19 protein-coding genes are annotated in these 24373 nt (G+C 72.3%); 8 read left to right on the forward strand and 11 right to left on the reverse strand.

The window, feature by feature from the left end; translation table 11 throughout:
* Nucleotides 1-137: 137 nt before the first annotated feature.
* The gene (locus ACSNN9_RS06555; RefSeq protein ID WP_436671806.1) at nt 138-881 is read right to left on the reverse strand and encodes an N-acetyltransferase; all 744 of its coding nucleotides are present in this window, start codon (nt 879-881) and stop codon (nt 138-140) included.
* A 482-nt stretch (nt 882-1363) separates the two neighbouring features.
* Here ACSNN9_RS06555 and ACSNN9_RS06560 point away from each other — a divergent pair, with 482 nt between their 5' ends.
* Nucleotides 1364-1717, forward strand: coding sequence for a hypothetical protein (locus ACSNN9_RS06560; RefSeq protein ID WP_436671808.1), 354 nt, complete (start codon nt 1364-1366; stop codon nt 1715-1717).
* A 98-nt stretch (nt 1718-1815) separates the two neighbouring features.
* On the opposite strand, the gene ACSNN9_RS06565 is transcribed toward ACSNN9_RS06560, so the two are convergent.
* A complete protein-coding gene (locus ACSNN9_RS06565; protein WP_436671809.1) occupies nt 1816-2088 on the reverse strand; it encodes a GlsB/YeaQ/YmgE family stress response membrane protein in 273 nt (90 codons plus the stop codon).
* A gap of 456 nt (nt 2089-2544) precedes the next feature.
* The gene (locus ACSNN9_RS06570; protein ID WP_436671811.1) at nt 2545-3156 is read right to left on the reverse strand and encodes a TetR/AcrR family transcriptional regulator; all 612 of its coding nucleotides are present in this window, start codon (nt 3154-3156) and stop codon (nt 2545-2547) included.
* 91 nt (nt 3157-3247) lie between these two features.
* On the opposite strand from ACSNN9_RS06570, the gene ACSNN9_RS06575 reads away from it, so the two are divergent.
* Nucleotides 3248-4294 (forward strand): aldo/keto reductase, encoded by a 1047-nt coding sequence (locus ACSNN9_RS06575; protein WP_436671812.1) that lies wholly within the window; start codon nt 3248-3250, stop codon nt 4292-4294.
* 189 nt (nt 4295-4483) lie between these two features.
* On the opposite strand, the gene ACSNN9_RS06580 is transcribed toward ACSNN9_RS06575, so the two are convergent.
* Complete coding sequence (locus ACSNN9_RS06580; protein WP_436671814.1) at nt 4484-5746, reverse strand: NAD(P)/FAD-dependent oxidoreductase; 1263 nt, start codon at nt 5744-5746, stop codon at nt 4484-4486.
* Nucleotides 5747-5880: 134 nt separating this feature from the next.
* Between ACSNN9_RS06580 and ACSNN9_RS06585 the strand changes: the two genes are divergently transcribed.
* Complete coding sequence (locus tag ACSNN9_RS06585) at nt 5881-7449, forward strand: helix-turn-helix domain-containing protein (protein ID WP_436671815.1); 1569 nt, start codon at nt 5881-5883, stop codon at nt 7447-7449.
* Between the two features lie 144 nt (nt 7450-7593).
* Here the strand turns inward: ACSNN9_RS06585 and recD2 are convergent, their stop codons facing one another.
* Nucleotides 7594-9798 (reverse strand): SF1B family DNA helicase RecD2, encoded by a 2205-nt coding sequence (gene recD2 / locus ACSNN9_RS06590; protein WP_436671817.1) that lies wholly within the window; start codon nt 9796-9798, stop codon nt 7594-7596.
* Between the two features lie 217 nt (nt 9799-10015).
* On the opposite strand from recD2, the gene bla reads away from it, so the two are divergent.
* A complete protein-coding gene (gene bla, locus ACSNN9_RS06595; RefSeq protein WP_436671892.1) occupies nt 10016-10954 on the forward strand; it encodes a class A beta-lactamase in 939 nt (312 codons plus the stop codon).
* Between the two features lie 607 nt (nt 10955-11561).
* Here bla and ACSNN9_RS06600 read toward each other — a convergent pair.
* From ACSNN9_RS06600 to ACSNN9_RS06620, 5 genes are all read right to left on the reverse strand, one after another.
* The gene (locus tag ACSNN9_RS06600; protein ID WP_436671818.1) at nt 11562-12575 is read right to left on the reverse strand and encodes a hypothetical protein; all 1014 of its coding nucleotides are present in this window, start codon (nt 12573-12575) and stop codon (nt 11562-11564) included.
* Nucleotides 12576-12700: 125 nt separating this feature from the next.
* On the reverse strand, nt 12701-14608 hold the full coding sequence (locus ACSNN9_RS06605; RefSeq protein WP_436671820.1) for a DNA/RNA helicase domain-containing protein: 1908 nt from the start codon (nt 14606-14608) through the stop codon (nt 12701-12703).
* A 124-nt stretch (nt 14609-14732) separates the two neighbouring features.
* Nucleotides 14733-15068 (reverse strand): nucleotide pyrophosphohydrolase, encoded by a 336-nt coding sequence (locus tag ACSNN9_RS06610; protein WP_436671821.1) that lies wholly within the window; start codon nt 15066-15068, stop codon nt 14733-14735.
* Nucleotides 15069-15188: 120 nt separating this feature from the next.
* Nucleotides 15189-15401 (reverse strand): DUF397 domain-containing protein, encoded by a 213-nt coding sequence (locus ACSNN9_RS06615; protein ID WP_436671822.1) that lies wholly within the window; start codon nt 15399-15401, stop codon nt 15189-15191.
* Nucleotides 15394-16281, reverse strand: a complete 888-nt coding sequence (locus ACSNN9_RS06620; protein ID WP_436671824.1) for a helix-turn-helix domain-containing protein — start codon at nt 16279-16281, stop codon at nt 15394-15396. The genes ACSNN9_RS06615 and ACSNN9_RS06620 overlap by 8 nt, the downstream gene beginning before the upstream one ends.
* A gap of 321 nt (nt 16282-16602) precedes the next feature.
* Between ACSNN9_RS06620 and ACSNN9_RS06625 the strand changes: the two genes are divergently transcribed.
* From ACSNN9_RS06625 to ACSNN9_RS06640, 4 genes are all read left to right on the forward strand, one after another.
* Nucleotides 16603-16890: a DivIVA domain-containing protein gene (locus ACSNN9_RS06625; protein WP_436671825.1), complete on the forward strand. Its 288-nt coding sequence runs from the start codon at nt 16603-16605 to the stop codon at nt 16888-16890.
* On the forward strand, nt 16887-17138 hold the full coding sequence (locus tag ACSNN9_RS06630) for a hypothetical protein (protein WP_436671826.1): 252 nt from the start codon (nt 16887-16889) through the stop codon (nt 17136-17138). The genes ACSNN9_RS06625 and ACSNN9_RS06630 overlap by 4 nt, the downstream gene beginning before the upstream one ends.
* Before the next feature lie 90 nt (nt 17139-17228).
* Nucleotides 17229-17690 carry a hypothetical protein gene (locus ACSNN9_RS06635; protein ID WP_436671828.1) on the forward strand — a complete coding sequence of 154 codons (462 nt, stop codon included), beginning with the start codon at nt 17229-17231 and terminating at the stop codon, nt 17688-17690.
* Complete coding sequence (locus ACSNN9_RS06640) at nt 17687-20542, forward strand: M48 family metalloprotease (protein ID WP_436671830.1); 2856 nt, start codon at nt 17687-17689, stop codon at nt 20540-20542. Before ACSNN9_RS06635 ends, ACSNN9_RS06640 begins: the two co-directional genes overlap by 4 nt.
* A gap of 94 nt (nt 20543-20636) precedes the next feature.
* Here ACSNN9_RS06640 and ACSNN9_RS06645 read toward each other — a convergent pair whose 3' ends face one another.
* A complete protein-coding gene (locus ACSNN9_RS06645) occupies nt 20637-24092 on the reverse strand; it encodes a discoidin domain-containing protein (protein ID WP_436671832.1) in 3456 nt (1151 codons plus the stop codon).
* Nucleotides 24093-24373 lie beyond the last annotated feature (281 nt).

A 24373-nucleotide genomic window follows, 5' to 3' on the forward strand; every position in this document is an offset into this window, starting at 1 on the left:
CCCCGCCACCTCGGCTCCCGCCCCCGAACCGGCTGCACCGCAACGGCCTGTGGTTGAGCTCTGCGTCGACGTCGCGCTGCTGCCACTGGTGCGGTGGCTCACCTGCCCGCAAGGCGTTCCTGAGCGCGGCGCGACGACTAGAGCCGGTGGCTGACCCAGACGTTGGGCTCGACGTAGACGGCGTGCTCGTGCGCCACGTCGCAGTGCACCGGCACGAGGGCCCCGGGCACGTGGACCGGCCCGCTGGTGTCGAACGGCAGGCCCGTCCAGCGACGCCAGTCGGCGAGGGTCCCGGCGATCGTCATCGACCGGGTGGCGACGCGTTCGATGCGTCCGCCCGCGCGCACGTGCACCCGCAGCCAGGGGTCGACCGGCAGGCCGTCCTCGCGGACCTGCGCCGCGTACTCCGTCATCGGCAGTTCGGGCCGGGCGTGCTTGCCGCTCGGTCGGACGGGCGCGACCAGCGTGTCGTAGCCCAGTTTCGCGACGGCCTCGCGCATCGCGGCGAGCATCACGGCGGACAGCCCGGTGCCGCGCCGGTCGGGCCGGATGCAGATCTCCAACGCCGAGACGATGTTCGGCTCGGCGCCGGTCAGGCGGTTGAGGGCGGAGCGCTGGATCACCCGGTCCCAGCCACCGTCGGGAAGCTCCGGTTCCGTCCAGCGCAACGGCACCGCGTACGCCCGGGCGACCGCGCGTGCGGGATCGGCGGGGTCGACGGCGGCGAACACGAACTGGGGGTACAGGTCGTGGGCGACGCCGTAGTACAGCGCGCCCATCGGGTCCCACAGCATGAACGGCGGCCACGCCCCGTCGAAGTCTTCGTCGAGCGAACGGGCGAGGTCGGGGCGGTCCGCCAGGCTCACGATGTCGAGGGTCACGGCCGAAACGTAGAGCGCCGGGGCCGGCGCGCGCACCTCGGTTTCGGGGCCTGTGCGGCGGGTCACGGCCGTCCCGGCCGACCCGGCGACCCCACGACGAGGCCCCGAGGCTCCGGACGCTGGCCGGTGCGCGGGCGTTCGGTCTATGGTGACGCCGTGATCGCCCCCGGCCCCTCCCGGCAGCCCCGCACCGCGGTGCACCAGGACCTTTCCGTGCCGTCGCGCACGGCCGCGACGGTCGGGCGGCGCAGCCGCCTCGTCGCGGGCGCGATCAGCCCTCGCCTCGTCGTGTCGTCGGTCGTCCGCGCCAGCCGGGGCGCCGTCGCGCCGATCGTCGCGCCGCCGACCCGGCGGGCGCCTCGCCAGGGCCGCCCGCCGCCACCCGGTCGAGATCCACGGGAGCGGCACCGGCGGGCGGAGCGCATCAGCGCTCCGCCCTTTCTTTTCGTTGCGAGCAGGGAGAAGGACCGATCGTGTACCTCGTGAACAGGCAGGACGAGCTGGGGGTGCTCCGGATCGTCCTGGAGGAGCAGTACGAGCGGCACAGCACCCAGCTGGCGCTGCTGGACCGGCAGGCCCGCCAGGTGCGCTCCGACGGGGCCGATCTCGAGGCCGCCGCCGCGTTGACGGCCGCCACGCGACGGGCCCTCGGCGACATCGCCCGGGCCCTGCACTATCTCGAACAGGGCCGCTACGGCGTCTGCGAGGGGTGCGACCGTGACATCCCGATCGAGGAGCTGGCGCACCGCCCCTCCGCCCGGTACTGCGCCACCTGCCGGCCCGCGCCGCACCGGCGCGCGGCCCACGGCCGCACCGGCTGCGACTGTCGCAGCTAGTCGCGCCACCTGTCCTCGCCTGCGCGGTCCTTCGGGCAGCGCGGCGGAGACGACGGCGCCGGCCCGCCACGAGGGTGGGCCGGCGCCGGGCGCGCAGGTCAGCGGATACGTCGGCGACCGTAGGCGCCGGCGGCGATGGCGACGCCGATCGCGGCGAAGACGACCTGGAGGGCCAGCTCGATCCAGTCGATCCCCCGGGTGTCGTCGACGCCCAGGGCCCCGGCGACGAGTGTGCCGAGGATCGCCGCCACCACACCGATGAGCAGCGTGAGCCAGATCGGGATGTGCTGCTTGCCCGGTACGACCAGGCGGCCCAACGCCCCGATGATCAGACCGATGATGATGGCAGTGAAGAAACCGGTGACTTCCACTGGAGCCGTCCTTCCGGAGAGTTGTCGTCGAGCGGGGTGTTGCCCCCGCCGGAAGGGCGACGAAACCACTGACGGTCACTTCCACAGCTTCTTCACACAACTGTCATGAAGCTGCGAACGAACCGTCATCGGTGTCGCCGGACGGCTCGCAGCCGAGCTGGCCTGGCCGATGACCGCGCCGACCGCCCCGCCCGCGCCGGCGAGCCGGCCGCCGTCCGCGGGGCTGCGGTGCCGCACCGGTCACGGAACGTAGGCGGGCGTTTCGTCGCGCCGGCGCACCTCAGGCCGAGCGAACGAGGGCCGCGTCCCTTCACGCCGCCTCCGGCCCGGCAACGAGCGGGACGGCCCGCCTCGGGCCCGGCACCACCGACGAGGCTGACGGAGCGCGCCGCAACGAGCGGGGCGGCCGGCCTCGGGCCCGGCAACGAGCGGGACAGTCGAGGATGTGGCGCGCCGTCAGTGGCGACCGTTGGTCGGCGTGTAGACGCCGGCGCGGGCGGCTGCCGCTGCCCCTTCGGCGGCCCGGTCCGCCGCGGCCTCGTCGACGGGATCTCCGCTGACGAGCAGGCGGTAGTAGAGCGGTGCCGAGACGGCGCGGATGACTTCGGCCGCATCCGTGCCGGCGGGCAGCTCCGCCCGCCGCACGGCCTGTTCGACGCAGGGAGCCCACTCGGCGATGCGTACGGCGTAGAAGCGATGCAGCGCCTCGGCGGCACGGGGATCGCAGGTCGCGGCGACGATGACCGCCCGGAACAGCGCGCCCTGGCGCGGATCGACCAGGGTGCGCTGCACGAGCCGGGCATTGGCCCGCAGGTCCCCGATCAGCGAGCCGGTGTCTGCCCGGGGCGACGACTGCTCCGCCATGTCCGCCAGCAGGTCGGCGACGAGGCCGGCGACCGTGCCCCAGCGGCGGTAGACCGTCGTCTTGCCCACCTCGGCGCGGCGCGCCACGTCGGCGAGGTCGAGGCGGTCGAAGCCGTGCTCGATGAGCGCGTCACTGGCGGCTCGGAGCACGGCGGCGCGTACCCGGGCGGTCCGTCCTCCGGGCCGAATGGCACCCACGGTCATAACGGGTCTCCAGTTCCCTTAACTGCGGATGGCTGCTATCGTACTCACCGGCTTAAAGGAACCACAGTTCCGTTAATTGGGAGGTGTGATCGTGGAGTACCGACGACTGGGGGCATCCGGCCTCACCGTGCCCGCGCTGAGCTTCGGCGCCGGCACCTTCGGCGGTTCCGGACCGCTCTTCGGCGCCTGGGGCAACACGGACGCGCGCCAGGCCAGGCGCCTCGTGGACATCTGCCTGGACGCCGGGATCACCATGTTCGACACCGCGGACGTGTACTCCGACGGCGCGTCCGAGGAGGTGCTGGGGCAGGCGATCAGAGGCCGACGCGACGCCGTCCTGATCTCCACCAAGAGCGGCCTGCCGACCGGCGACGGGCCGAACGACGCGGGGACCTCCCGGGCCCGGCTCATCCGCTCGGTCGACGCGGCGCTGCGCCGACTCGGCACCGACTACATCGACCTGTTCCAGCTGCACGCCTTCGACGCCGCGACGCCCGTCGAGGAGGTCGTGGCGACGCTGGACGACCTGGTGCGGGCCGGTAAGATCCGCTACGTCGGCGCCTCCAACTTCGCCGGCTGGCAACTCATGAAGTCCCTCGCCGCCGCCGACCGGGACCACCGTTGCCGGTACGTGGCGCACCAGGTCTACTACTCGCTGGTCGGCCGGGACTACGAATGGGAACTGCTGCCCCTGGGCCTCGACCAGGGCGTCGGAGCCGTCGTGTGGAGCCCGCTCGGCTGGGGACGACTCACCGGCAGGATCCGCCGCGACACCCCGCCACCGCCCGCGAGCCGGCTGCACGCCACGGCCGCCTTCGGCCCGCCGGTCGACGACGAGCACCTCTTCCACATCGTGGACGTGCTCGACGAGCTGTCCCGCGAGACCGGCCGGGCGGTGCCGCAGATCGCGGTCAACTGGCTGCTGCGACGACCCACCGTGGCCACCGTCATCATCGGCGCCCGCAACGAGGAGCAGCTGCGGCAGAACATCGGAGCCGTCGGCTGGTCACTCACGCCCGAACAGCTCGCCCGGCTCGACACCGCCAGCGCCCGCACCGCGCCCTACCCGTACTTCCCTTACCAGCGGCAGGAGGGCTTCGCCAGGCTCAATCCCTCGCCGATCGCGACCGCCTCCTGACCCCGGCACCTCGCCGACCACGGGGCTTCCTCGCGGGGCGCCGGAAGCCCTGGACCACTCGCTGTGCTGGCACGTCCGGCTGCGCTGGCCCGCTGGCCGCGGGCGGGCGGGAGACGGCGGCCCGCCGGCGGCATCCGAACGGATGCCGCGAGGCGGGGCCGGCGGCGCGTCGGTTCCGGGCGGCGCCCGTCAGCGCAGCGGGTCGAAGGGGCGCAGCTCCACGGCCTGCCCGCCGCCGGTGATCTGCTCGGCGAGCAGCTCGCCGGTGAGCGGGCCGAGGGTGATGCCCCACATGCCGTGGCCGCCGGCCGCGAAGACGCGCGGCGACCTGGTCCGGCCGATCAGGGGAAGGCCGTCCGGCGTGCAGGGTCGCGAGCCGACCCACTCGTCGGTGCGCGCGTCCAGGTCGGCGCCGCGCAGCAGCGGCCGCGCGGCCTCGGCGATGGCCGAGACACGGCGACGGTCCAGCGGCGCCTCGGCGCTGCGGAACTCCATCATCCCGGCGACGCGCAGCCGGTCGCCCAGCGGCGTGCAGGCCACGCGCTGCGCGGGGAAGTAGACCGGACCGGCCGGCAGGTGCTCGATCGCGACGCTGAAGCTGTAGCCGCGGCCGGCCTGCACGAGGGTCCGGACGCCGAATCGCCGGGCCAGCTGGCCGAGCCAGGTGCCGGTCGCCAGCACCACGGCGTCGTAGCGCTCGTCGGTGCCGGCGGAGGTCGCCACCCGGACCGCGGTGCCCTCGTCGCGGACGTCCACCACGTCGACCCCGGCCACGATCGCTCCGCCCCGCGCGCGGACGGAGTCGGCCAGCGCGTGCACGTACTGCCCCGGGTTGACGTAGCGCTGGTCGTGCAGGCGGATGGCGGCGCCGACCGCGTCCGACAGCGAGGGCTCCACCTCCCGGGCCTCGGCCCCGGTCAGGACGTCGAACTCGATGCCCTGGCCCGCGGCGTGGATGTGCGCCAGCTCGTCGAGCAGGACCGACCGGTCGGCCTCGGTCCGGTACGCCGCGAGGAACGACTTCGCCTCGTGCGTCGGCGCCGCGACCCCGCCGGCCGCCAGCGCGTCGAACGCCGCCAGCGCCCGCCGGTTCATCGGGATGAGGGCCCGCATCGCGGCCTGCCACTTCGCCGCCGTGCTGTGCCGCGCGAAGCCCGCCAGGAACCGCAGGAGCCGGGCGTCCGCGCGCGGCGGCACGTAGACCGGCGAGGACGGGCTCAGCACGGCGCGCACCCCGTAGCGCAGCACGGCCGGCTCCGGCAGGGGAGTGGTGATGCCGGGGGTGAGCCAGCCGGCGTTGCCCCACGACGCGCCCGCCGCCACCCCCGTACGGTCGAGCACGGTGACCCGGACCCCCCGCTCCTGCAGGAACCAGGCGGTGGCCAGCCCGACCATCCCCGCGCCGACGACGGCGACGTGCTGGGGGGCGGGCACTGACTCGACGGGGGACATGGCGTTCTCTCCTTAGGCGCAACCGCGATTGCGGCCAATCCTGTCCCCGCCGGGCCGAGAGGTCATTGTCCGTTCCGACCAAGGTTCGCCCAGGTCATTGGCCCGGACGCACAAGATCGAGGCACAATCGCGGCATGCTCACCGTGGCTGGCGTGGTGGACGCGGCCGGCGCCGCGCTGCTCAAGGTCGTCGTCCTCGCCGACGAGGCGGAGGTACGCGACGTGACCGTCGCCGAACTCGACGACGCCCCGCCCGGCCAGAGCGGCGACCTCGTCCTCGGCGCCGGCATCGCGACCCCCGAGCAGGCGCTCACCGTCGTCGCGCGCTGCGCCGAGGCCGGGGCGGCCGGCCTCGTCCTCAAGCCCCCGCTGGCCTCGCATCCCGACGTGACGTCCGTCGCCGCCCGACGACGCCTGACCCTGGTCGAGCTGCAGCGCCACGGCTCCTGGGCCCAGCTCGTCTGGTTGCTGCGCGGGATGATCGACCGGGCCGTCGCGCCCGGCTCGCCGGAGCCCGGGGAGCCCGGCGTGTACGACGAGCTGTTCGCCCTCGCCGACGCCACCGCCGCCGTCGTCGACGCGCCGGTGACGATCGAGGACGCCCAGTCCCGGGTGCTCGCCTACTCGTCGCGCCAGGACCGCACCGACCCGGCGCGCGTGTCGACGATCGTCGGCCGCCGCGCCCCCGGCAACGTGATCGCCCACTTCCGGTCCCGTGGCGTCTTCCGCAAGCTCGCCACGGGCAGCGAGCTGATCTTCGTACCGCAGGGCCCGGACGGGACGCTGCCCCGCCTCATCATCCCGATCCGCGCGGGCGGCGAGCTGCTCGGCTCGATCTGGGCCGTCGTCGAGGGCCCGGTGCCGGACGGGCGGTTGCGCGACCTGCAGGGCACGGCGTCCGTGCTGGCCCTGCACCTGCTCCGCCTGCGCGTGCAGGCCGACGTCGCGCGCCGGGTGTCGGCCGACCGGCTGCGGGCCGCCCTGCGGGCCCCCGGCAGGATGGGGCGGGAGGAGCTGGCCCTGCCCGAGGGGCCGTGGCGGGTCGTCGCACTCGGCGCGCACGGCGGGACGGGGGAGCTGGTCGACAACCTCGCCCTGTGGGAGTCGATCACCCGCCGGCACGGCTGGCGCCAGCCGCTGCTCGCGGACGTCGGCGACGTCCTGTTCGCCGTCCTGGTCGACGAGGGCGCCGCGCCCGGGTCGCGGCGGTGGATGGAGAGGCTGATCCACGACGTCGCCGTGCAGGACCCGGGGCTGTACGCCGCGTCCGGCGGCGTCGCCCGGGACCTGGCCGACCTGCCGCGATCGCGCGCCGAGGCGGCGGAGCTGCTCGCGTTGCGCGGCCCGGCCGGGCAGCGGGGGCCGGTGCTGCGGTTCGAGGACCAGTGGGCCGAGGTGGTCGTGCACCGGGTGGTCGGCGCGGTGCCGGGCGTCGACCTGCTGGTGGGTGGGCCGCTGCCCGACCTCGTGGCCCACGACCGGGAGCACGGCACCGACTACGTCGCCACGATCGCCGCCTGGCTCGACCAGCAGGGCGACCCGAACAGGGCGGCGCGGCAGCTGCACGTGCATCCCAACACGCTGCGGTACCGGATGCGTCGCCTCACCGAGGTCGTCCCCGTCGACCTCGCCTCGCCGCGCACCCGGCTGGCGTTGCAGATCCAGCTCGCGGCGCTGGGCCCCGCGCCCCGCCCGCCGGCGTAGGAGCCGCCGCCCCGCGCCGGCCGTTGGCGTAGGGGCCCGCCTCGCCCCGACCGCCGACGTGGGCCACCCGCGCCGGCCGCGATCCCCACCGCCGCAGCGCGGGGCGGGCGGACCGGGGCGGCGGTGCGTCGGACGGCGGGCCGCTCAGGCGAGGCGGTGGTCGAGGGCGGTGTGGCGGCGCCCGGCGCCGACGGTACGGACGGCGGCGGCGAGGGCGCGGCGGGAGCCGACCAGGACGACGAGCTTCTTGGCACGGGTGACGGCGGTGTAGAGCAGGTTGCGTTGCAGCATCATCCACGCGCTGGTGGTGAGCGGGATGACGACGGCGGGGTACTCGGAGCCCTGCGAGCGGTGGATCGTCATGGCGTACGCGTGGGCCAGCTCGTCGAGTTCGTCGAAGTCGTAGTCGATGCTCTCGTCCTCGTCGGTGCGTACCGTCAGGGTCTGCTCGTCGGTGCTCAGCGCGGTGACGATGCCGACGGTGCCGTTGAAGACGCCGGCCTGGCCCTTGTCGTAGTTGTTGCGGATCTGGGTGACCTTGTCGCCGACGCGGAACACCCGCCCACCCAGGCGGCGCTCGGGCTGCCCGTCGCGTGCCGGGGTGAGCCGCTGCTGGAGCAGCGTGTTCAACGCCGCCGCGCCGGCCGGGCCGCGGTGCATGGGGGTGAGGACCTGCACGTCGCGGCGCGGGTCGAGGCCGAAGCGGGCGGGGATCCGGGTGCAGGCGACGTCCACGGTCAGCGCGGCGGCGGCCTCGGTGTCGTCGCAGGCGAACAGGAAGAAGTCGCTCAGACCCTCGAGCAGGGGCGGCCGGCCGGCGTTGATGCGGTGGGCGTTGGTGACGACCCCGGACTCCGCGGCCTGGCGGAAGACCTGCGTCAGCCGGACCCGGGGGATGGCCGGGGCGGCGAGCAGGTCTCGCAGCACCTCGCCGGCGCCGACGGAGGGAAGCTGGTCGACGTCCCCGACGAGCAGCAGGTGCGCGCCCGGCGGGACGGCCTTGACGAGCTTGTTGGCCAGGATGAGGTCCAGCATGGAGGCCTCGTCGACGACGAGCAGGTCGACGTCGAGGGGATTGTCCCGGTCATGGCTGGCCTCCCCGCCGGGGCGTAGCTGCAACAGCCGGTGCACGGTGGCCGCCGGATGCCCGGTCAGCTCCGACAGTCGCTTCGCGGCCCGGCCCGTCGGCGCGACGAGGGTGACCTTGGCCCGCTTCGCGGCGGCGAGTTCGACGATCGAGCGGACGGTGAAGCTCTTGCCGCAGCCGGGCCCGCCGGTCAGCACGGCCACCCGGGAGGTGAGGGCGAGACGGACCGCCTGTTCCTGCTCGGGGGCGAGGTCGGTGCCGGTGCGGGCCTTCAACCAGGCCAGCGCTTTGCTCCAGTCGACGCCGGTGAAGTGGGGCAGCCGGTCGGCGCGGTCGCGCAGCAGCCGCAGCAGGGACCCGGCGAGCGACTGCTCGGCACGGTGGAACGGCACCAGGTACACCGCCGTCGTCGGCTCGCCGTCCGGCCCGGGCAGCGTCTCGCGCACCACGCCCTCCTCGCCGACGAGCTCGTCGAGGCAGGCGGTGACGAGGTCGCCCGGCACGTTGAGGATCTTGATGGCGTCGTCGACCAGCTGCGGGTGGGGCAGGTAGCAGTGCCCGTCGTCCGTGGCCTCGGACAGGGTGTGCTGCAGGCCGGCCTTCACCCGCTGGGGGCTGTCGTGCGGGATCCCGACGGCCTGGGCGATGGTGTCGGCGGTCTTGAAGCCGATGCCCCACACGTCGGCCGCCAGCCGGTACGGCTCGTTGCGGACAACGGTGATGGCGGCGTCGCCGTACTGCTTGAAGATCCGCACCGCCAGCGAGGTGGAGACGCCGACGCCCTGGAGGAAGACCATCACCTCCTTGATGGCCTTCTGCTCCTCCCACGCCGCGGTGATCTTCGCCGTGCGCTTCGGCCCCAGCCCGGGCACCTCGACCAGCCGGGCGGGCTCCTCCTCGATCACGCGGAGGGTGTCGAGGCCGAAGTGGGCGACGATCCGCTCCGCGAACACCGGACCGATGCCCTTGACCAGCCCGGAGCCGAGGTAGCGGCGGATGCCCTGGATCGTGGCCGGCAGGACGGTGGTGTACGAGTGCACCTCGAACTGCCGGCCGTACTGCGGGTGCGACGACCACCGACCGGACAGGCGCAGGCTCTCCCCCGGCTGGGCTCCGAGCAGCGCGCCGACCACCGTGAGCAGGTCACTGCCGTGGTCGGTGGCCACTCGGGCGACGGTGTAGCCGGTCTCCTCGTTGACGTACGTCAACCGCTCGAGCACCGCGTCCAACACGGCCGACGGCGGGCGGGTGGGGGCAGTCACCCGCCCATCCTGCCTCCTGCCGACGCGGGGGTGCCGCCGGCCCAGCCGCGCGCCCCGGCAGAGGAGACATCCCGTGCGGGCGGATCGTGAATCCCTCCCGCGATGCAACCGACGGCGGCGGGCGGCGCGTTGGCTCATGGGGTGGCCGGGACCGGGACCCCGCCCATCCTCGTGACCCGACAACGGAGGCAGGACCTTGACTTCGACGCAGCCGACCATCACCCGCCGTGCTCTGCTGGGGGCGGCAGCGGCCCTGCCGCTGGCCGGCTGCGCGGACGGCGGCGCGCCCCCTGCCCCCACCTCCTCCGCGCTCCCCGCTTCCCCTACCGCCACCGCTCGCCCCGCTTCCCCTCCCGCCGCCACGACGAGTGGCCGCCACGAGCGCCTGGCGGAGCTGGAACGCACGTTCGACGCGCGCCTGGGCGTGTACGCCCTGGCCACGGGCACCGGCGACACCATCGCCCACCGCGCGGACGAACGTTTCGCGTTCTGCTCGACGTTCAAGGCGCTGGCGGCCGCGGCGGTGCTGCACCGCCACCCGCTGTCCCACTTGGACACCGTCGTCAGGTACACCGAGGACGACCTCATGAAGAGCTCGGTGATCACCAGGCGGCACGTGGCCACGGGGATGACGATCCGCCAACTGTGCGACGCCGCCGTGCGCCACAGCGACGGTACGGCCGGCAACCTCCTGCTCCGCGACCTGGGCGGGCCGGCCCAGCTGACCGCGTACGCCCGTGGCCTCGGCGACGAGGTCACCCGGATGGACCGGATGGAGCCGACGATCACGACCGCCATCCCGGGCGACCCTCGCGACACCTCCTCCCCGCGAGCACTCGGCACCACCTACCAGCGGATCGTGCTGGGCGACGCCCTGCCACCGGAGAAGCGCGCCGTCCTCCGCGACCTGCTGGAACGCAACGCCACCCGCGCCGGCACCCAGCGCATCCGCGCCGGCGTGCCGCGCGGCTGGACCGTGGCCGACAAGACCGGGACCGGCGACTACGGCACGGTCAACGACATCGCCGTCGTCTGGCCCACGACGTCCCCACCGCTCGTCATCGCGATCATGTCGAGCAAGGCCACCAGGGACGCGGAACACCAGCAGGCGCTCGTCGCCGACGCCGCCGCGTACGTGGCGACCACCCTCACCTAGGACGCGGAGCCCCGCCGTCGTGCGGCGGTCACGAGAGGGCCTTCGCGAGGTGGCGGGCGCCCGCCACCAGGTCGGGCAGGGGCGCGTGCACGCCCTCCCGGCACGCCTGGTCGGTGGCCACCGCCCGCGCCGCCGTGCCGGCGCCCCAGATACCCGAGCACGTTCGCCGCCTCGGTCGGCGTCGCCGAACAGCGCCAACGCGACCGTGGTGGCCAGGCGCAGGGGCGCGTCCACGATGGCCGCCTCGATGTCGTCGGTGGCACCCCGCGCGCCACCCACGGCCGCCATACCGACAGGCCCGCGCCGACTTCACCCGCACCGGCGTGGCCTGCCGCTCGGGCAGCCGGGTTGCGGCCGCCGACTCAGGCCTGACGGTCTACGGCAGCTGCTTGCCCGGCCGGTGTCACGCTGGCGGAGCAGACCCTTCGTGTACGCCTACGGGGCCGTCGCCGGCACGGTCGGGTACCGCGCGGTCAGGTGGTCAAGCGAGGCCCTCCGGCCCGTCCGGCCGCCAGTCGCAGCGCCGCCGAGGTGGTATGTAGCTGGTCGACGGCTTCCGACAACGGTGCTCTCGGGGCACGTCCGGCGCTCAAGGCGCGGCGTGAATCTAAAGAGATCCGCGCGGGGAAAGTTGCCCGGGCGCCGAGGGCCGTTCGGTTGCTGCTGGATTGGTCGAGACGTCCCAGTCAGCCTGTTGCCAGGCAGTGTCTACACGCTTCTGAACGAACCGGCTGGCGTGCGCCTCGAAGTAGGGGCGCGACTGCTTGTCGTAAGCAGTGCACCGACGGCCGGCAAGATGGTGGACTGCGGCCAGTAGATCTCCCGCCACGCCGGCTGCGACGCGGATTTTCCCACCGCTATCGACGTGAACATGACCGTTCTCGAAGAGAGCATCACAGCCGAGCAGGCAAGCCGCCATGATGTTGTTCATGTCTAGCCGCTCGTTCCTTGTTGCGTCGGCGCGCCGCTTGATATGAGCTGCCGTGACGAGGCGTGCCGGCAAATCTCGCCCGCACAGATCACATCTGATGATTGCCTGCGTCCCGAACTTCATTTTCCGTAGCCGGCGCTGTTCTCGACGGCGAAGAGCCGCGGTAAGAGCATCAAGGTCACCTTCAAAATCTACCGAATCGCCGGTTTGATTCTCAGCGGCCGAGGCGAGCGCTGTCGCGGCAGGGGGGCCGCCGCCAACCGGCGCTCCCTGCTTGTTGCCTGACATGCGTAGCGCATGCATTGCGGGTAGGCCAAGCTGCCGCCCGGATACTTGCGCGAACGTGTCGAGCACCTCGAGATCGATGCGTTCGGGATAGAGCTTGTCAGTCCAAACCTCTGCGGCGGATTCGTATAGCGGACGTACCACCCGGGTGACGGTCGCCTCCGTCAGGGTGCCGTTAAAAAATTCCTGATGGTTCTTCGCTCGAGGTCCTCCGGGCACGTAGAAGCCGAAGATCAGATAGTCGCCCGTGCGAATTGTGCGGGCGACATCGCGATTGCTGCGTGATTCGGCACCGTTCCCGCCGTCCAGGACGCTGGAAGTCCAGCCCCAGATTCCCTTCGCCTTCCCCTTCTCGTAGTTCCCGGCGGACGACAACCCGACGTATACGTAGAAGTGAGCTGGCACTGATGTTCCCCCTGAGCACGAAAGATTCGCGCGGTGGAGGCGTGTTCAGGGGTGAAAGCCTGTCGGACCGCTTGCTTCCCGGGATTCTAGTCACTTCGCCCGACGTTGTCAGGACACGTTGAGGTTCAGGGGCGATCCCCAGGGTTCATGGTTTCGTAGACCGTCTCCACGCCGCGGTGTGCTTGGACCAGCGAGGCCAGGTATTCGCGCGTCTCAGGGTCGGTAGAGTAGAGGAGGGTGCCCCGCATCCCCCGGGTCATCAGCACCTTGTAGGTGTTGCGAATGAGCCGGTCCGCCTCGAAGTCGTTGAGCGTCTTACGGCTGCGGAACGCCGGGTCCTTTGATTCCGCCCGCTGCGTGACCAGTCGGCCCTCGCGGGCAACCAGGTCTGGGCCAATGATGACGCCCGACCACTCGTACTCGAAGCCCTGAGCAGTGTAAACGCAGCCTACCTGGTCGAAGCCATTCGGATCAGTGGCCCAAAACGCGCTGCCCGGCGCGTCGCCGATGCTGCGGTCACTCTTGACGTTCCACGGTCGCGACCACTCGCCGATCTGGACGTCCTGCACGAGCGAATCGTCGGGCCGGGGGTCACTCCACGGCCAGCAGTAGCCGGCGGACATGCGGGCCGTCTCCCCGGCGACCTGCTTCGCCCTGAGAAACGCCTCGGCCTCCTCCGGTGACTCCGCCAGCCGCAGGTCGAATCGGCCGTCGCCGGTCCACACCGACGGCTTGCCGCCGTCGAGGCCGAGCAGGTCCACGACCCACTGCTCATAGGCCTCGCTGCCACCGCAGCGGAACTGGTCGTGTAGCGAGACGACCTCTACATCCAAGTTGAGCTGTCTCGCGTGTGCCGAGATGACATCGACGCTGCCCAACTCGCCCGGCTTGACCACCTGGTGCTCGTCGAGGAGGAACACCGGCACGCGGGCGACGGCGATCAGTTCGTCGATTTGCGGGCGCGCCTTGTCCCGCTTCGCCTTCGGCGTGAAACGGTTGACCGAGGTCTCCCGGATCCGGTGTGCCTCGTCGCAGATCAGCACGTCGAGGCCGTTCCGCTCGGCTGACATGAAGCCGTTGAAGTACCCGAACAGGTTTTTCAAGCGGGTCGAGCCCTTGCCGGCGTACTTGCGCATGGTCTGCGTGAACGAGCGCGAGCCAGTGGCGTGCATGACCGAGCGCTGCTGCCGGGCCAGTTCGCCGAGCACCGAGAGCGCGATTACGCTCTTCCCGCTGCCAGGTCCACCGGAGACCACCACGACCGACTTGCGATCTGCGGCGCGTGCCCGCTGCACCGCGTGCAGCACCAACTCGTACGCCAAGCGCTGCTCGTCGAGCAGCGTGAAATGCGACCGTTGCTTCAGCTCGGCGGCGGCGTACGACAGGAGGTGTTTGCTCGGCCGGACGGAGCTATTCAGGAAGCGGTCCGCTGCGGCCGCGCCCGAGGCCGAAGCCAGCTGCGTACGGAGATAGTCGAGGAACTGAGCGCGACGCTGTTTGGTGAAGATACGGCTCTGCTCCGTGGGCCGCCGCAAAAAGAGGTCGTTCACGTCCCGGTCAACGGCGTTGTGTAGGTATACGGCACCCACTATCGGATTGCGGCGGTGGGAGAGGACGCCGAGGAAATCCGTCAGGTACTCACAGTAGTCGCCGACCTGCACGCCGGGGTGCAAGCGCGGGCTCCGGACGTGCTCAACCAGGACAAGGCGGTCAGACCCTTCGTAGGCCTCCGCCTGGGACCATTGCTTCAGCTCCACCAGTACGTAGGAGTCCTCGGCTGTCTTGGGATGTACGCCGGCCAGCACAATGTCGATCCGCTTGCTGGTCAGCGGAAGTTGATATTCGACCAGTACCTCGACCTGGCCCAGGCCGGCGTCTGCCAGGTCCTGCCCGAGCACGGGAAGGCTGCGTTCCCAAGACCGGCGTTCGGCGGGGCTCACGTTGTGGCCGATGTGCTCCGCGATGCGGTCGGCCAGCGTACCGGCGGCGGCGTAGCGAAGTAGACCATCGGCGGAGGTGCGGAACGCAGACACACTTGCCCCCGGGCAGCACGAAGTGATCGTGCGTATGGGGGCGTGTCCGGTTATGGCCGGAAGCCCGTCGTTACGCGCTTGTATCGCTGGACTGTAGCGAAGAGATCATCCCGACGCACGCCCGCTACCGCTTGGCGGCAGAGCCCTTGGCCTGTTGGACAGGGTAGCGCTGGGCGACCTCGTCCAACTTGCTGAGGGCAGCCTCCTCGAGGTCGATGCCGAGGACGTCCGCCAGCCGGGTCAGGTAGATCATCACGTCGCCGATTTCTGCTCGGACACGTGCGCCGGCCTCGGGATCGTCCATAACCGTGTCGGACTGCTCCGGAGTGAGCCACTGAAACTCGGCCAGCAGTTCGCCGACCTCGCCAGCAAGGGCCATGGCGAGGTTCTTTGCCGTGTGGAACTGCTGCCAATCACGTTCCTCGGCGAAGGCTCGCACGCTAGCCGTCAGATCGTTCACAGGAGCAGTCTCGCATTGCTGATCTCCTGGACTCGGTTGGCGTGGGTGTCACCGCAGGGCCGACATCGAATGGCTGCACCGCATTGGCGAACTGGTCAGATGCCCTGAGCGGTGCCGGGCCTACGGTCGCCGGTGAGGGGCAAGTCCGTTCGCGGCTGCACCCGCGAACGCAGACCAAGCGGCCGGTCCGAAGATAAGCGTGGGACCAACCGGGTCCTTCGAGTCCCGGACGGCGACGATGCCGGGCAGATTGGTGGCGACCTCGACGCAGTCGCCGCCGTTGTCGCCGCTGCGGGTGCTCTTGCGCCACACGGCGCCGGTCAGGTCAGTCATGTCGCATCTCCCCGATGAGCCGCTTGATCATGTCTCTCGATTCTGCCTCGCCGAGGGCGAGCGCATCCAGGCCCCTCCAGACGCGGTCGTAGGCGGCCATCTCGTCCGGCTTGTCGAGGTAGAGCGCGCCGGTCAGGGACTCGCTGTAGACGACTGAGGGTTCCGGGGCGGCGCGGCCACCTTTGGTCGGTGGAAAGTCGAGGATGACGAAAGACCCGGCTACCGCTCCGGGCTGAGGGCCCGCCGCGAGCGGCAGCACCCTGACCGACACGTTTGGAAGGTCCGAGAGCTTGATGAGCTGGTCGAGTTGGAGCCTCATCACCTCGGGGCCACCGAGAACCCGCCGGAGCACAGCCTCCGACAGCACGGCATCAAGCCGGGGGGCCGCCGGTAGCCGTCGGACGAGAAGTGCCTGTCGCTGGAGCCGAACCTGCACCGCACGCTCGCGTTCCTCGTCGCTCAACCGCCCGCCAAGACGGTAGAGGGCGTGGGCGTACTCCTTGGTCTGAAGGATTCCGGGGATCAGTGATTCGTCGTACCGGCGGAGGTGCGCGGCTGCGGATTCCAGGCCGACGTACAGCTCGAACCAGCTCGGTACCGCATCCCCGTACGCGTGCCACCAGCCCTTCGGCTTCGTCTCCGCGGCCAGCCCGCGCATCGCCTCGGTCATCTCCGGCGACACACCGTACAGCTCGCACATCGCCTTGACGTCGAGCACCCGCACCGGACCCATGCCGCACTCCAGCCGCCAAACTTTCTGCCGGCTGTATTCGAGGGCTTCTGCGGCGGCGTCGAGCGTCACCCCCGCCTCGTTGCGGAACTGCCTCAGCAGCCGGCCGAGCTGCCGGCGCGGCACCGTCGATCCGAGGTCGTCAACCATCCGCACACTCCCTGGTTCCAAGACGCAACACTGCGTGACCTGCTCGTGCAACTCCTAATCCGTTCAGGAAAGAAAGTCAATGCCTGTCAGAGAAATCGCGCTTTGAAACGTTGCGCAACCACTGCGGACTGTCACAGGATGACGACAGCGCGGCGGCCGGGACATCCCCCGAACCGGCCGCCGCGCTTCCCGCCCACACCCTCGCTGAGCAGCCCGGATGTCGTACCGCTGATCGAAGCTGCGGTGTTCGGGCGAGGCGGGTCCGCCCGTGCGGGGAGGGCGGGTGGACCCGCCCCATCCACGACCAGGCGGAAGGTAGAGATGAGCGCCCGCAACCAGAGGCCCTTCTTGGTGAGCGGTGGGACGACCTACCGCTTCCGCGCGTACCCCAGCTTGCTGCCGTGGCAGGTGCGCGAGCGCCGGTTCCCGACCGCCCGGCTCGGGCGCCGGGGCCTGAACCCAGATGAGGTGTACGCCTTCCTCGACCGGGTGGCCGCCGACATGGCCGCCGTCTACGACGCGCTCGCGCAGAGCCGGAGGGAGGCCGCAGTCGCCAAGCACGCGCTGCGCCGGTTGCAGTCCGGGCAGGCCGAGGGCGGTCGGCGGTGAGCGGGCGGTACGTGATCCACCTGCCGGTCCTCGCCGCCGACCTGCCCGCCGCGCAGCGCCTGGCCCGGGTCGTCGGCCGCTGGATGTCCGTGCTGCCGATGACCGACCCGGGGGAGACCACCGTGTCCGAAGAGGACCAGCAGTTCCTCCGGTACCGGGTCTTCTGCGACGTGCGGCTGCCGGGTGGTCGGCGCTGTGTGCTCCGCGACGGCCACGATGGCGAGTGCTCCCGCCGCCTGCGTCGATGACGGTCGCCACGGCTGACTGTCGGCTGATCCTGGTGCCGGAAACCTTACTGTCCGGTTTCCGGGCTGGCGTCGTACCGGCACGATGGCATCGTGACCGAGCACCAGAACGTCGCCGCCGATCTGGTCGTGGGCGCTGCCCACGCGGCGGTCAGTCGCATCGCCCCCGAGGAACTTGCGGTCTTCGACGAGGTGGCCGCCGGCTGGCGGCGGCAACTGTCGAAGGGATCGGCGAGCTGGTCCGTCCCGCAGGGTGGCGTCGGCTTCGGCATCGACGTCACCCTGGTCAGCGAGCTCGCGCTCCAGGTGGTGGCCGCCGCCGTGGGCGAGGTGCTGGTCCTCGGCGCCGCCACCGTCCGGGCCGGCCTGCTGCGTCGCCGCCGCCGCGAGCTGCCCGCCCCGCCCGACGCCCGACCGGGGCTGGATCCCGAGCAGGCACGCCGACTGCGGGAGGCGTGCCACCGGCACGCGCTGGCGCTGGGCCTGGACGCCGGCCGGGCGGAACTGCTCGCCGACGCGGCCGTCGGCGCGATGGTCGACCCACCGGACGCATGACCGGGCCCGGCGCCGGCGGGACCCACCACGACGGCGGTACGGCCCCGGACGACACGACCGCCAGCGATCGTGACGGCGACGCCGGTGTGGTCGTCGGCCCACGCCTGTCGCCGGACCGGCTCGGCTGGCTCTACGCGCTCGTGCTGGCGTCCCTGATCAGCGTCGGGATCAGCGCCGGTGGGCTCTACTTCCTCGCCGACCGCTCGCTCTCCCGGCCCTGGGCCGCCGCCGTCGACGTCTGCACCCGGGCCCATCCGATCGAGGCGGCGGCGCAGTCGACGGCCCGCGACCGCTGCCTGGCCGGACAGTTCCGCCGGCGTGGAGTGGTCCTGCTCGCCGGGGCGGGGATCGCGCTGGGCGCGGCGGCGGCGCTGGTCCTGGCGCTGCCGCTGGCCGACCGGCGTCGGCTGCGCCGGCGGCTCACCGTGCCGGGCGCGCTGGACCGCTTCGCCGATCTCTGCGACCGCAACGGTTTGGCCGCCCGGCGCCGGCCGAGGTTGGTCGTCGCCGCCCCGCCCGTACGGCAGGCGTACACCACCGGTGGCGTGGTCGGCAGGCCGACGGTGGTGCTCCCGGCGGGCGTCGCGGTGGCCCACGCCGACCCGGCGCGGTTCGACCCCGTCGTGGCGCACGAACTCGCGCACGTCCTCGCCCGGGACGTGGCCTGGGCGTCTGCCGTCCGTGCCCTGATCTGGCTGCCGGTGCCGGCGGTGCTCGCCGCCGGCCTGTTCGAGGTGACCTCCTTCGGGCCGAACGCGACCTACCTGACGGCGCTCGGCCGCGCGGCGGTCGTCGCGGTGCTGACCGGGCTGCTGGCGGCCGGGCTGCTGCGGCGGCGCGAGCGGGAAGCCGACCGGTACGCCGCCGATGCCGGCCACGCAGGGCACCTGGCCGCGCTGCTGCGCGCCGGGACCGCTCGTCCCGCGCGGCGGCGTCGGCTGCTCGCCCGGCATCCGGATCCGGCGACCCGGGCGGCGGCGCTGGGCCGGCCGGCGGACCCGCCGGGTGGCGTGGTCCACGGGCTGGCGGTCGGCGCGGTCGCGATGCTGGCGGCGGGCGCTGCGGACGCCCTCGTGCGTGACCTCTTCCTGACCGCGCAGGCGACCGTCGGCCCGCCCGTCGCGGTCTGCGTCGGCGCCGTCCTGCTGAGCCTCGGACTGCTGCCCGCGCTCGTCCGCCGCGCCGCCGCCGGCGCGGGCGGCTGGTGGCGGCCCGTCCTCGGCGCGGCCGTCGGCTTCGCGGTGACGGCGTTCCTCGCCACCGCACTGCCGGTACCGGGCAGCTCGGCTGTGTCGGCCCGGCCGGACGTCTCCGTCGCGCTGCTGGTCGCCGCGCTCGCGGGACCACTCGCCGCGGCGGTGGCCGGCCTCTGCGTGCTGCTGGCGCGGCTGGTGGTGGCCCGCCGGCCCGGATCGGTCGGCTGGCGGGCAGCCACGTACCTGGTCGCGGTGGCCGCCAGCGTCGCGGTGCTCTGGCCGCTGCCGGCGCTGGCGTCCGTGCCGACCGACGGCAACGCGGCCCGCGCCTGGCTGGTCTTCGCGCTGCCCCGCAGCGGTTGGCCGCTGCTCGCGCTGCTGGTCCCGGTGCTGGTCGGCGCGCTGCTGCACGGTGCCGGGCAGGGGCACCGGCGTCCGGCGTGGCGGTGGGACCGGGGGGTCGTGGCGGTGGTCCTGACCGCCGTGCTGCTCGGTGCGGGGGCCGCCATGTGGCGGACCGAGCTGCTCCCGCCGGACACCCTGGCCGAGGCGAACCGGCTGGCCCAGCAGCGCTGGCTGCTCTGCGCGCTCACCGGCTGGGCGGTCCTGGTGGTGCTCGCGCTCGGCCGCCGCGCCGGTGTCGGCCGGGCGCTGACCGCCGGCTGGGCGGCCGGCACGGCGGCGGCGCTGCTGCAGTACGCGCACGCCCTGGCGACCGGGCGGGCGGACGGGCTGGACACCGCCGAGGCGCACCTGCTGGCCCCACTGGCCTGGCTGGGCTACCTCGTCGCGGTCACCCTGCCGTTCCTGGCGTCCCGGCCGGCCGTGCCCGGACCGGCCCCGTCCCCTTCGGACAGCGCCCGGGCGCCCGTCGCGGCGGTCGCGGCGCTGGCGGCCCTGCTCGCGGTGGCGGTGCTCGGACCGGGGATCCCCGGGGCGTACGCCCCGTTTCCGGTGGCCGGTCCGACCGGTGCCGCGGCGGCGTCGACGGCTCCGGTCGACCCGCCGGCACCCGATGCCACCCCGGGGCCCACGCGGTCCGCGCCGGGGCGGCCCGAGCCCGGTCGGCCGCTCACCCGCGCGGAGGCCCGCCGGGTGGCCGGCGCGGTCCGGGCGGTGCTGCCGCGGGGTTGGCGGGTGCCACCCGACCGGGGCGACGGCGGCGGCTCCCGGATAGACCCGTCGGCCTGCCGGCCCCTGGCCGAGGACGCCTACCTGGACCGGCTCGGCGGAATTGAGCGGGTCCGGGAGCGGGCCCGCTACGCCACGGTGCCCGGCCTCACCGCCACCGCGTCGGCCGAACTGGTGATCGAGATTAGGTCCCACGCCGAACCGGTGCCCGCGACGGTGCTCGCCGAGGCGGAGTCGGCGCGCCGGGCCTGCCCCCGCTTCACCGCCCGGGGCGCGGACGGCTCGGCGGTGCGGTTCGCGGTCGAGGCGCAGCCGCCGCCCGCGCTCGGGGAGCAGTCCTGGCGGGTGGACTACCGGTTCAGCGCGGGCAGCGGGCGGAATCTGATCACCGGACGGTCGGCCTTCGTGATCGTCCGGGCGGGGCACAACCTCGTGACCGTCTACGCCAGCGCCATCACGGAGCCCATGGACGAGCGGCTGCTCGATGCGGCGGTCGAGGCCGCCGTGGCGGGACTGACCGCCTGACCGACGACCCGCCTACGGCGGGGCGACGGCCGCGGGGGGGGCCACGGCCGAGGGGACGACGACCCGCGCGGTCGTCGTCCCCTCGGTGCCGCGGTCAGCGGATCGGTTCGACCCAGATGTTGCGGTAGTGGACGTTGAGGCCGGGGTCACCGTGGTCCTGCAGCCGGATCGGCCCCACGGAGGGGCCCTCCGGGGCACCGTTGCCCGTGGGCCCGTTGATCACCGCGTTGTCGTGGACGGTGACGCCGTTCCACACGACCGTGACCCGGGCGTTCTCCGTCTTGACCCCGGCGCTGTCGAAGCGGGCCGCCCGGAAGGTGACGTCGTAGGTCTGCCACGTCTCCGGCGCGGTGGCCGCGTTGACCGACGGCGCGATCTTTCCGTAGATGGCGCCACCCTCGTCGTTGGCCGGGGTGGTGTCGCCGAAGGAGTCCAGGACCTGGAGCTCGTAGCGGTCCTGCAGGTAGATGCCGCTGTTCGCGCGGGCCTGGCCGGTGACGTCCGGCGGGAGGTTGGGCAGCCAGAACTCGACGTGCAGCCGGAAGTCACCGAAGCTCCGTTTGCTGCGGATGTCGCCGCCGAGGACCTCCACCCCGCCCTTGGCCAGCGGCCACGTCGCCGGGGTGCCGTTGGTGGACTCGAAGTTGTCGAGGCTGGACCCGTCGAGGAGCGTGACCCGGCCGGTGTCGACTCCGGAGCCGTGCGCCTCGAACTCGTAGATGCGGGCCGCGTTGTCGGTGGTGCTGGTGGGCTTGGTGACGGTGAGTCGGACGTATCTGGCCTGGGTGGGGGAGATGTCGTGGGTGGTGGTGCTGGCGGTGTTGGCGGTGACGGTGGTCGTCGTCGTCCACGTCGTGCCGTCGGTGCTGGTCTGGATGGTGAAGTCGCGGGTGTTCCAGGCGGTGTCCTCGCCGCCGGCGCCGGCGTGCTTGACGACGAACCGGCTGACGCTCTGGGTGGCGCCGAGGTCGACCCGCAGCCACTTGCTCGTGCCCGACGAGCACCACTTGTCGCTGTTGCCGCCGGTCACGCTGCCGTTCACGGCCTTCGCCGGGCCCTCGGTGGCCGAGCAGGAGCTGTCGGCCGTCGCCGCCCTGCCCAGCGCCAGGTTCTCGGTGGCGACCTGCCCACCGTAGGCCTCGAACTCGTAGATCCGAGCCGCGTTGTCGGTGGTGCTGGTGGGCTTGGTGACGGTGAGTCGGACGTGTCTGGCCTGGGTGGGGGAGATGTCGTGGGTGGTGGTGCTGGCGGTGTTGGCGGTGACGGTGGTCGTCGTCGTCCACGTCGTGCCGTCGGTGCTGGTCTGGATGGTGAAGTCGCGGGTGTTCCAGGCGGTGTTCTCCCCGCCGGCGCCGGCGTGCTTGACGACGAACCGGCTGACGCTCTGGGTGGCGCCGAGGTCGACCCGCAGCCACTTGTTCGTGCCCGTCGAACACCACTTGTCGAGGTTGCCGCTGGTGACCGTTCCGTTGACGGCCTTGGCCGGGCGCTCGGTGGCCGAGCAGGAGCTGTCGGCGGTCGCCGCCCTGCCCAGCGCGAGGTTGACGGGCGGCTGCTGACCCGGGATAGCGTTGAGCGTGTACCACGCCTCGGTGCTCCACAGCGACTGGCCGTTGCTGGCCGCGAACGGCCGGGGCGATCGGACGTGCACCACCCGGCCGGCCTTGAGGCCGTTGATCACGAGCGTGACCGTCCTGCCGTCCTGCGACAGGGTGGCCGACGAGACCGGCAGGCTCTCCTCGTCGATCTTCGGCCCGCCGTACGCGGCCGTCGCCACGTAGCGCCACTGCTTCACCCGGTACTTGGTGGCCAGTGCCGTGGCGGTGGCCGCGGACAGCGGCTGGGTGTACTCGATCTCGAAGCCGTTGGGCAGCGCCCGCATCGCCCGCATGTCGAAGTGGTTGACGCCGTTCGGGGCGATCTTCTGCAGGCCGTAGCTGAGCTTGCCGTCCTGCCCCCAGTTGCCGCCGCCGTGCAGGCCGCCGGTGTAGATGGCGCCGTCGGGGCCGACGCTCACCTCGGACACCCCCGCCTCCAGGCCCTGGGTCATCCGGAACAGCGCGCCCTGGTACTCGCCGTTGACCTTCTCCAGGTAGGCGCGCTGCAGCCCGCCGTAGGTCACGTCGCCGATGACCATCTGCCCGGCGAAGGGGCCCTGGGTCAGCATGACCGGGGTGCTGGGCGAGTTGCCGATCTCGTTCTGCGGCATCCAGAGGACCGGCTGGACGACCGGGTTGTCGTCGAACGGCCCGGGCGGGTTCATGTAGTGGTTGAAGAAGCGGCCCTGCTTGACGTGCACGAGCTTCGACGACGGCAGCCAGCCACCCTGGTTGTCGGTGACGAAGATGTCACCCTCGGGGCCCCAGCCGATGCCGTGCGGGGTACGCAGGCCGCCGGCCACGTAGTCGACCGCGCCGGTGCTCCGGTTCACCCTGATGGTCGTGCCCCGGTTCGGGGCCGGTTGCGGGTCGGTCGTGGCCCCGCCGTAGTTGATGGACACCGAGAGGTTCAGGTAGAAGTACCCGTCCCGGTACAGCAGGCCGAACCCGAACTCGTGGAAGTTGTTGCCGAACGGCCAGGTGGCCACGGTGCGGTACTGGTCGGTCACCCCGTCGCCGTTGGTGTCGTTGAGTTCGGTGAGCTTCGCCTTCTCCGCGACGTAGATCTTGCCGTCGACGATCTTGATGCCCATCGGCTCCTGCAGCCCGCTCGCCACCCGCTGCCGGGTCACCTGGGCGGGGCTGGTGGCGCCGGTGACGTTGCCCAGGATCCACACCTCGCCCACGCTGGTCAGGGAGCCACCCCAGGTGGCCACGGCCAGGCGGCCGTCGGGGAACCAGTCGAAGCCGGTGACCTGCGGCTGGAAGCCGCTCGGGCGCAGGTCGGTCAGGGTGTAGTTCGGGTGCACCGAGGTGAGCGGCAGCCCGTCGCCGGGGGAGTCGCCACTGGCTTCGCACTCCTTGCGGCCGGGTGCGGTCACCCGGACGACGCCGGCGTCGGTGCTCAGCGCCGAGTTCGGCACGTCGACGAACGAGCCGGAGCCCGGGGGCTGCCACTGCAACGTGAGCTGCTGGCCGCCCGTACGCTCGAAGTGCTCGATGCGCAGGGAGTGGTATCCGGCGGTCAGGTCGACCGCACCGTCCTTCGGCGCCGGGCCGTGCGCGCCGTCGTGGTCGACGATCAGCGTGTCGTCGATCAGCAGGCGTGACCCGTCGTCGCTGATGAGCCGGAAGGTGTAGCGCCCGGCCTGGGTGACGTTGACGTTGCCGAGGACGTGGACCAGGAACTGGTCCTCGATGCCGAAGTCGGCCGCGGTCGTCCAGTTGATCGTCGGCATGAGCTTGTCGACGTTTGGCGTCTGGCCGGCCTTGAGGGTGCAGAGTTTCTCCAGCGGCACCTGCAGGTCGAAGACGCGCAGGGTGACACCGGGTTCCTGCGGCGGGGGAGCCGCACCCGCACTCGGCGGGGACAGCCACAGGCCGGCGACGGCCAGGACGGCGGTGAGGGCGCTCGCGATGGACGCGCGTGCTCGTCGGGACGGTCCGAGCATTCTTCTCCTCCAGGGGAGCGGGACAACGACGTACGTCGTCGCGCGGCGCTCGGGCTCAGCGGCGGGCCCGGGACATCGAACGGACATCGTTGTCATGTCCTGATGGTTGGCCTGGCACGCCGCTGCCTGGTGAGGCAACACTATGATTCTTAAATCTAAATGTCTAGATGTTTATGCGAGATCGTCTGAACTTTCGTTCGGACGGGCAAAAGTCGTCGACGCCGTGCGGCGCCGCCGTGGGACCCGGCCACGGTGGCGCCGCACCGGGTGGGCGGGCCGGA

This window comes from Micromonospora sp. URMC 107 (assembly GCF_051386315.1).
Taxonomy (GTDB): Bacteria; Actinomycetota; Actinomycetes; order Mycobacteriales; family Micromonosporaceae; genus Micromonospora.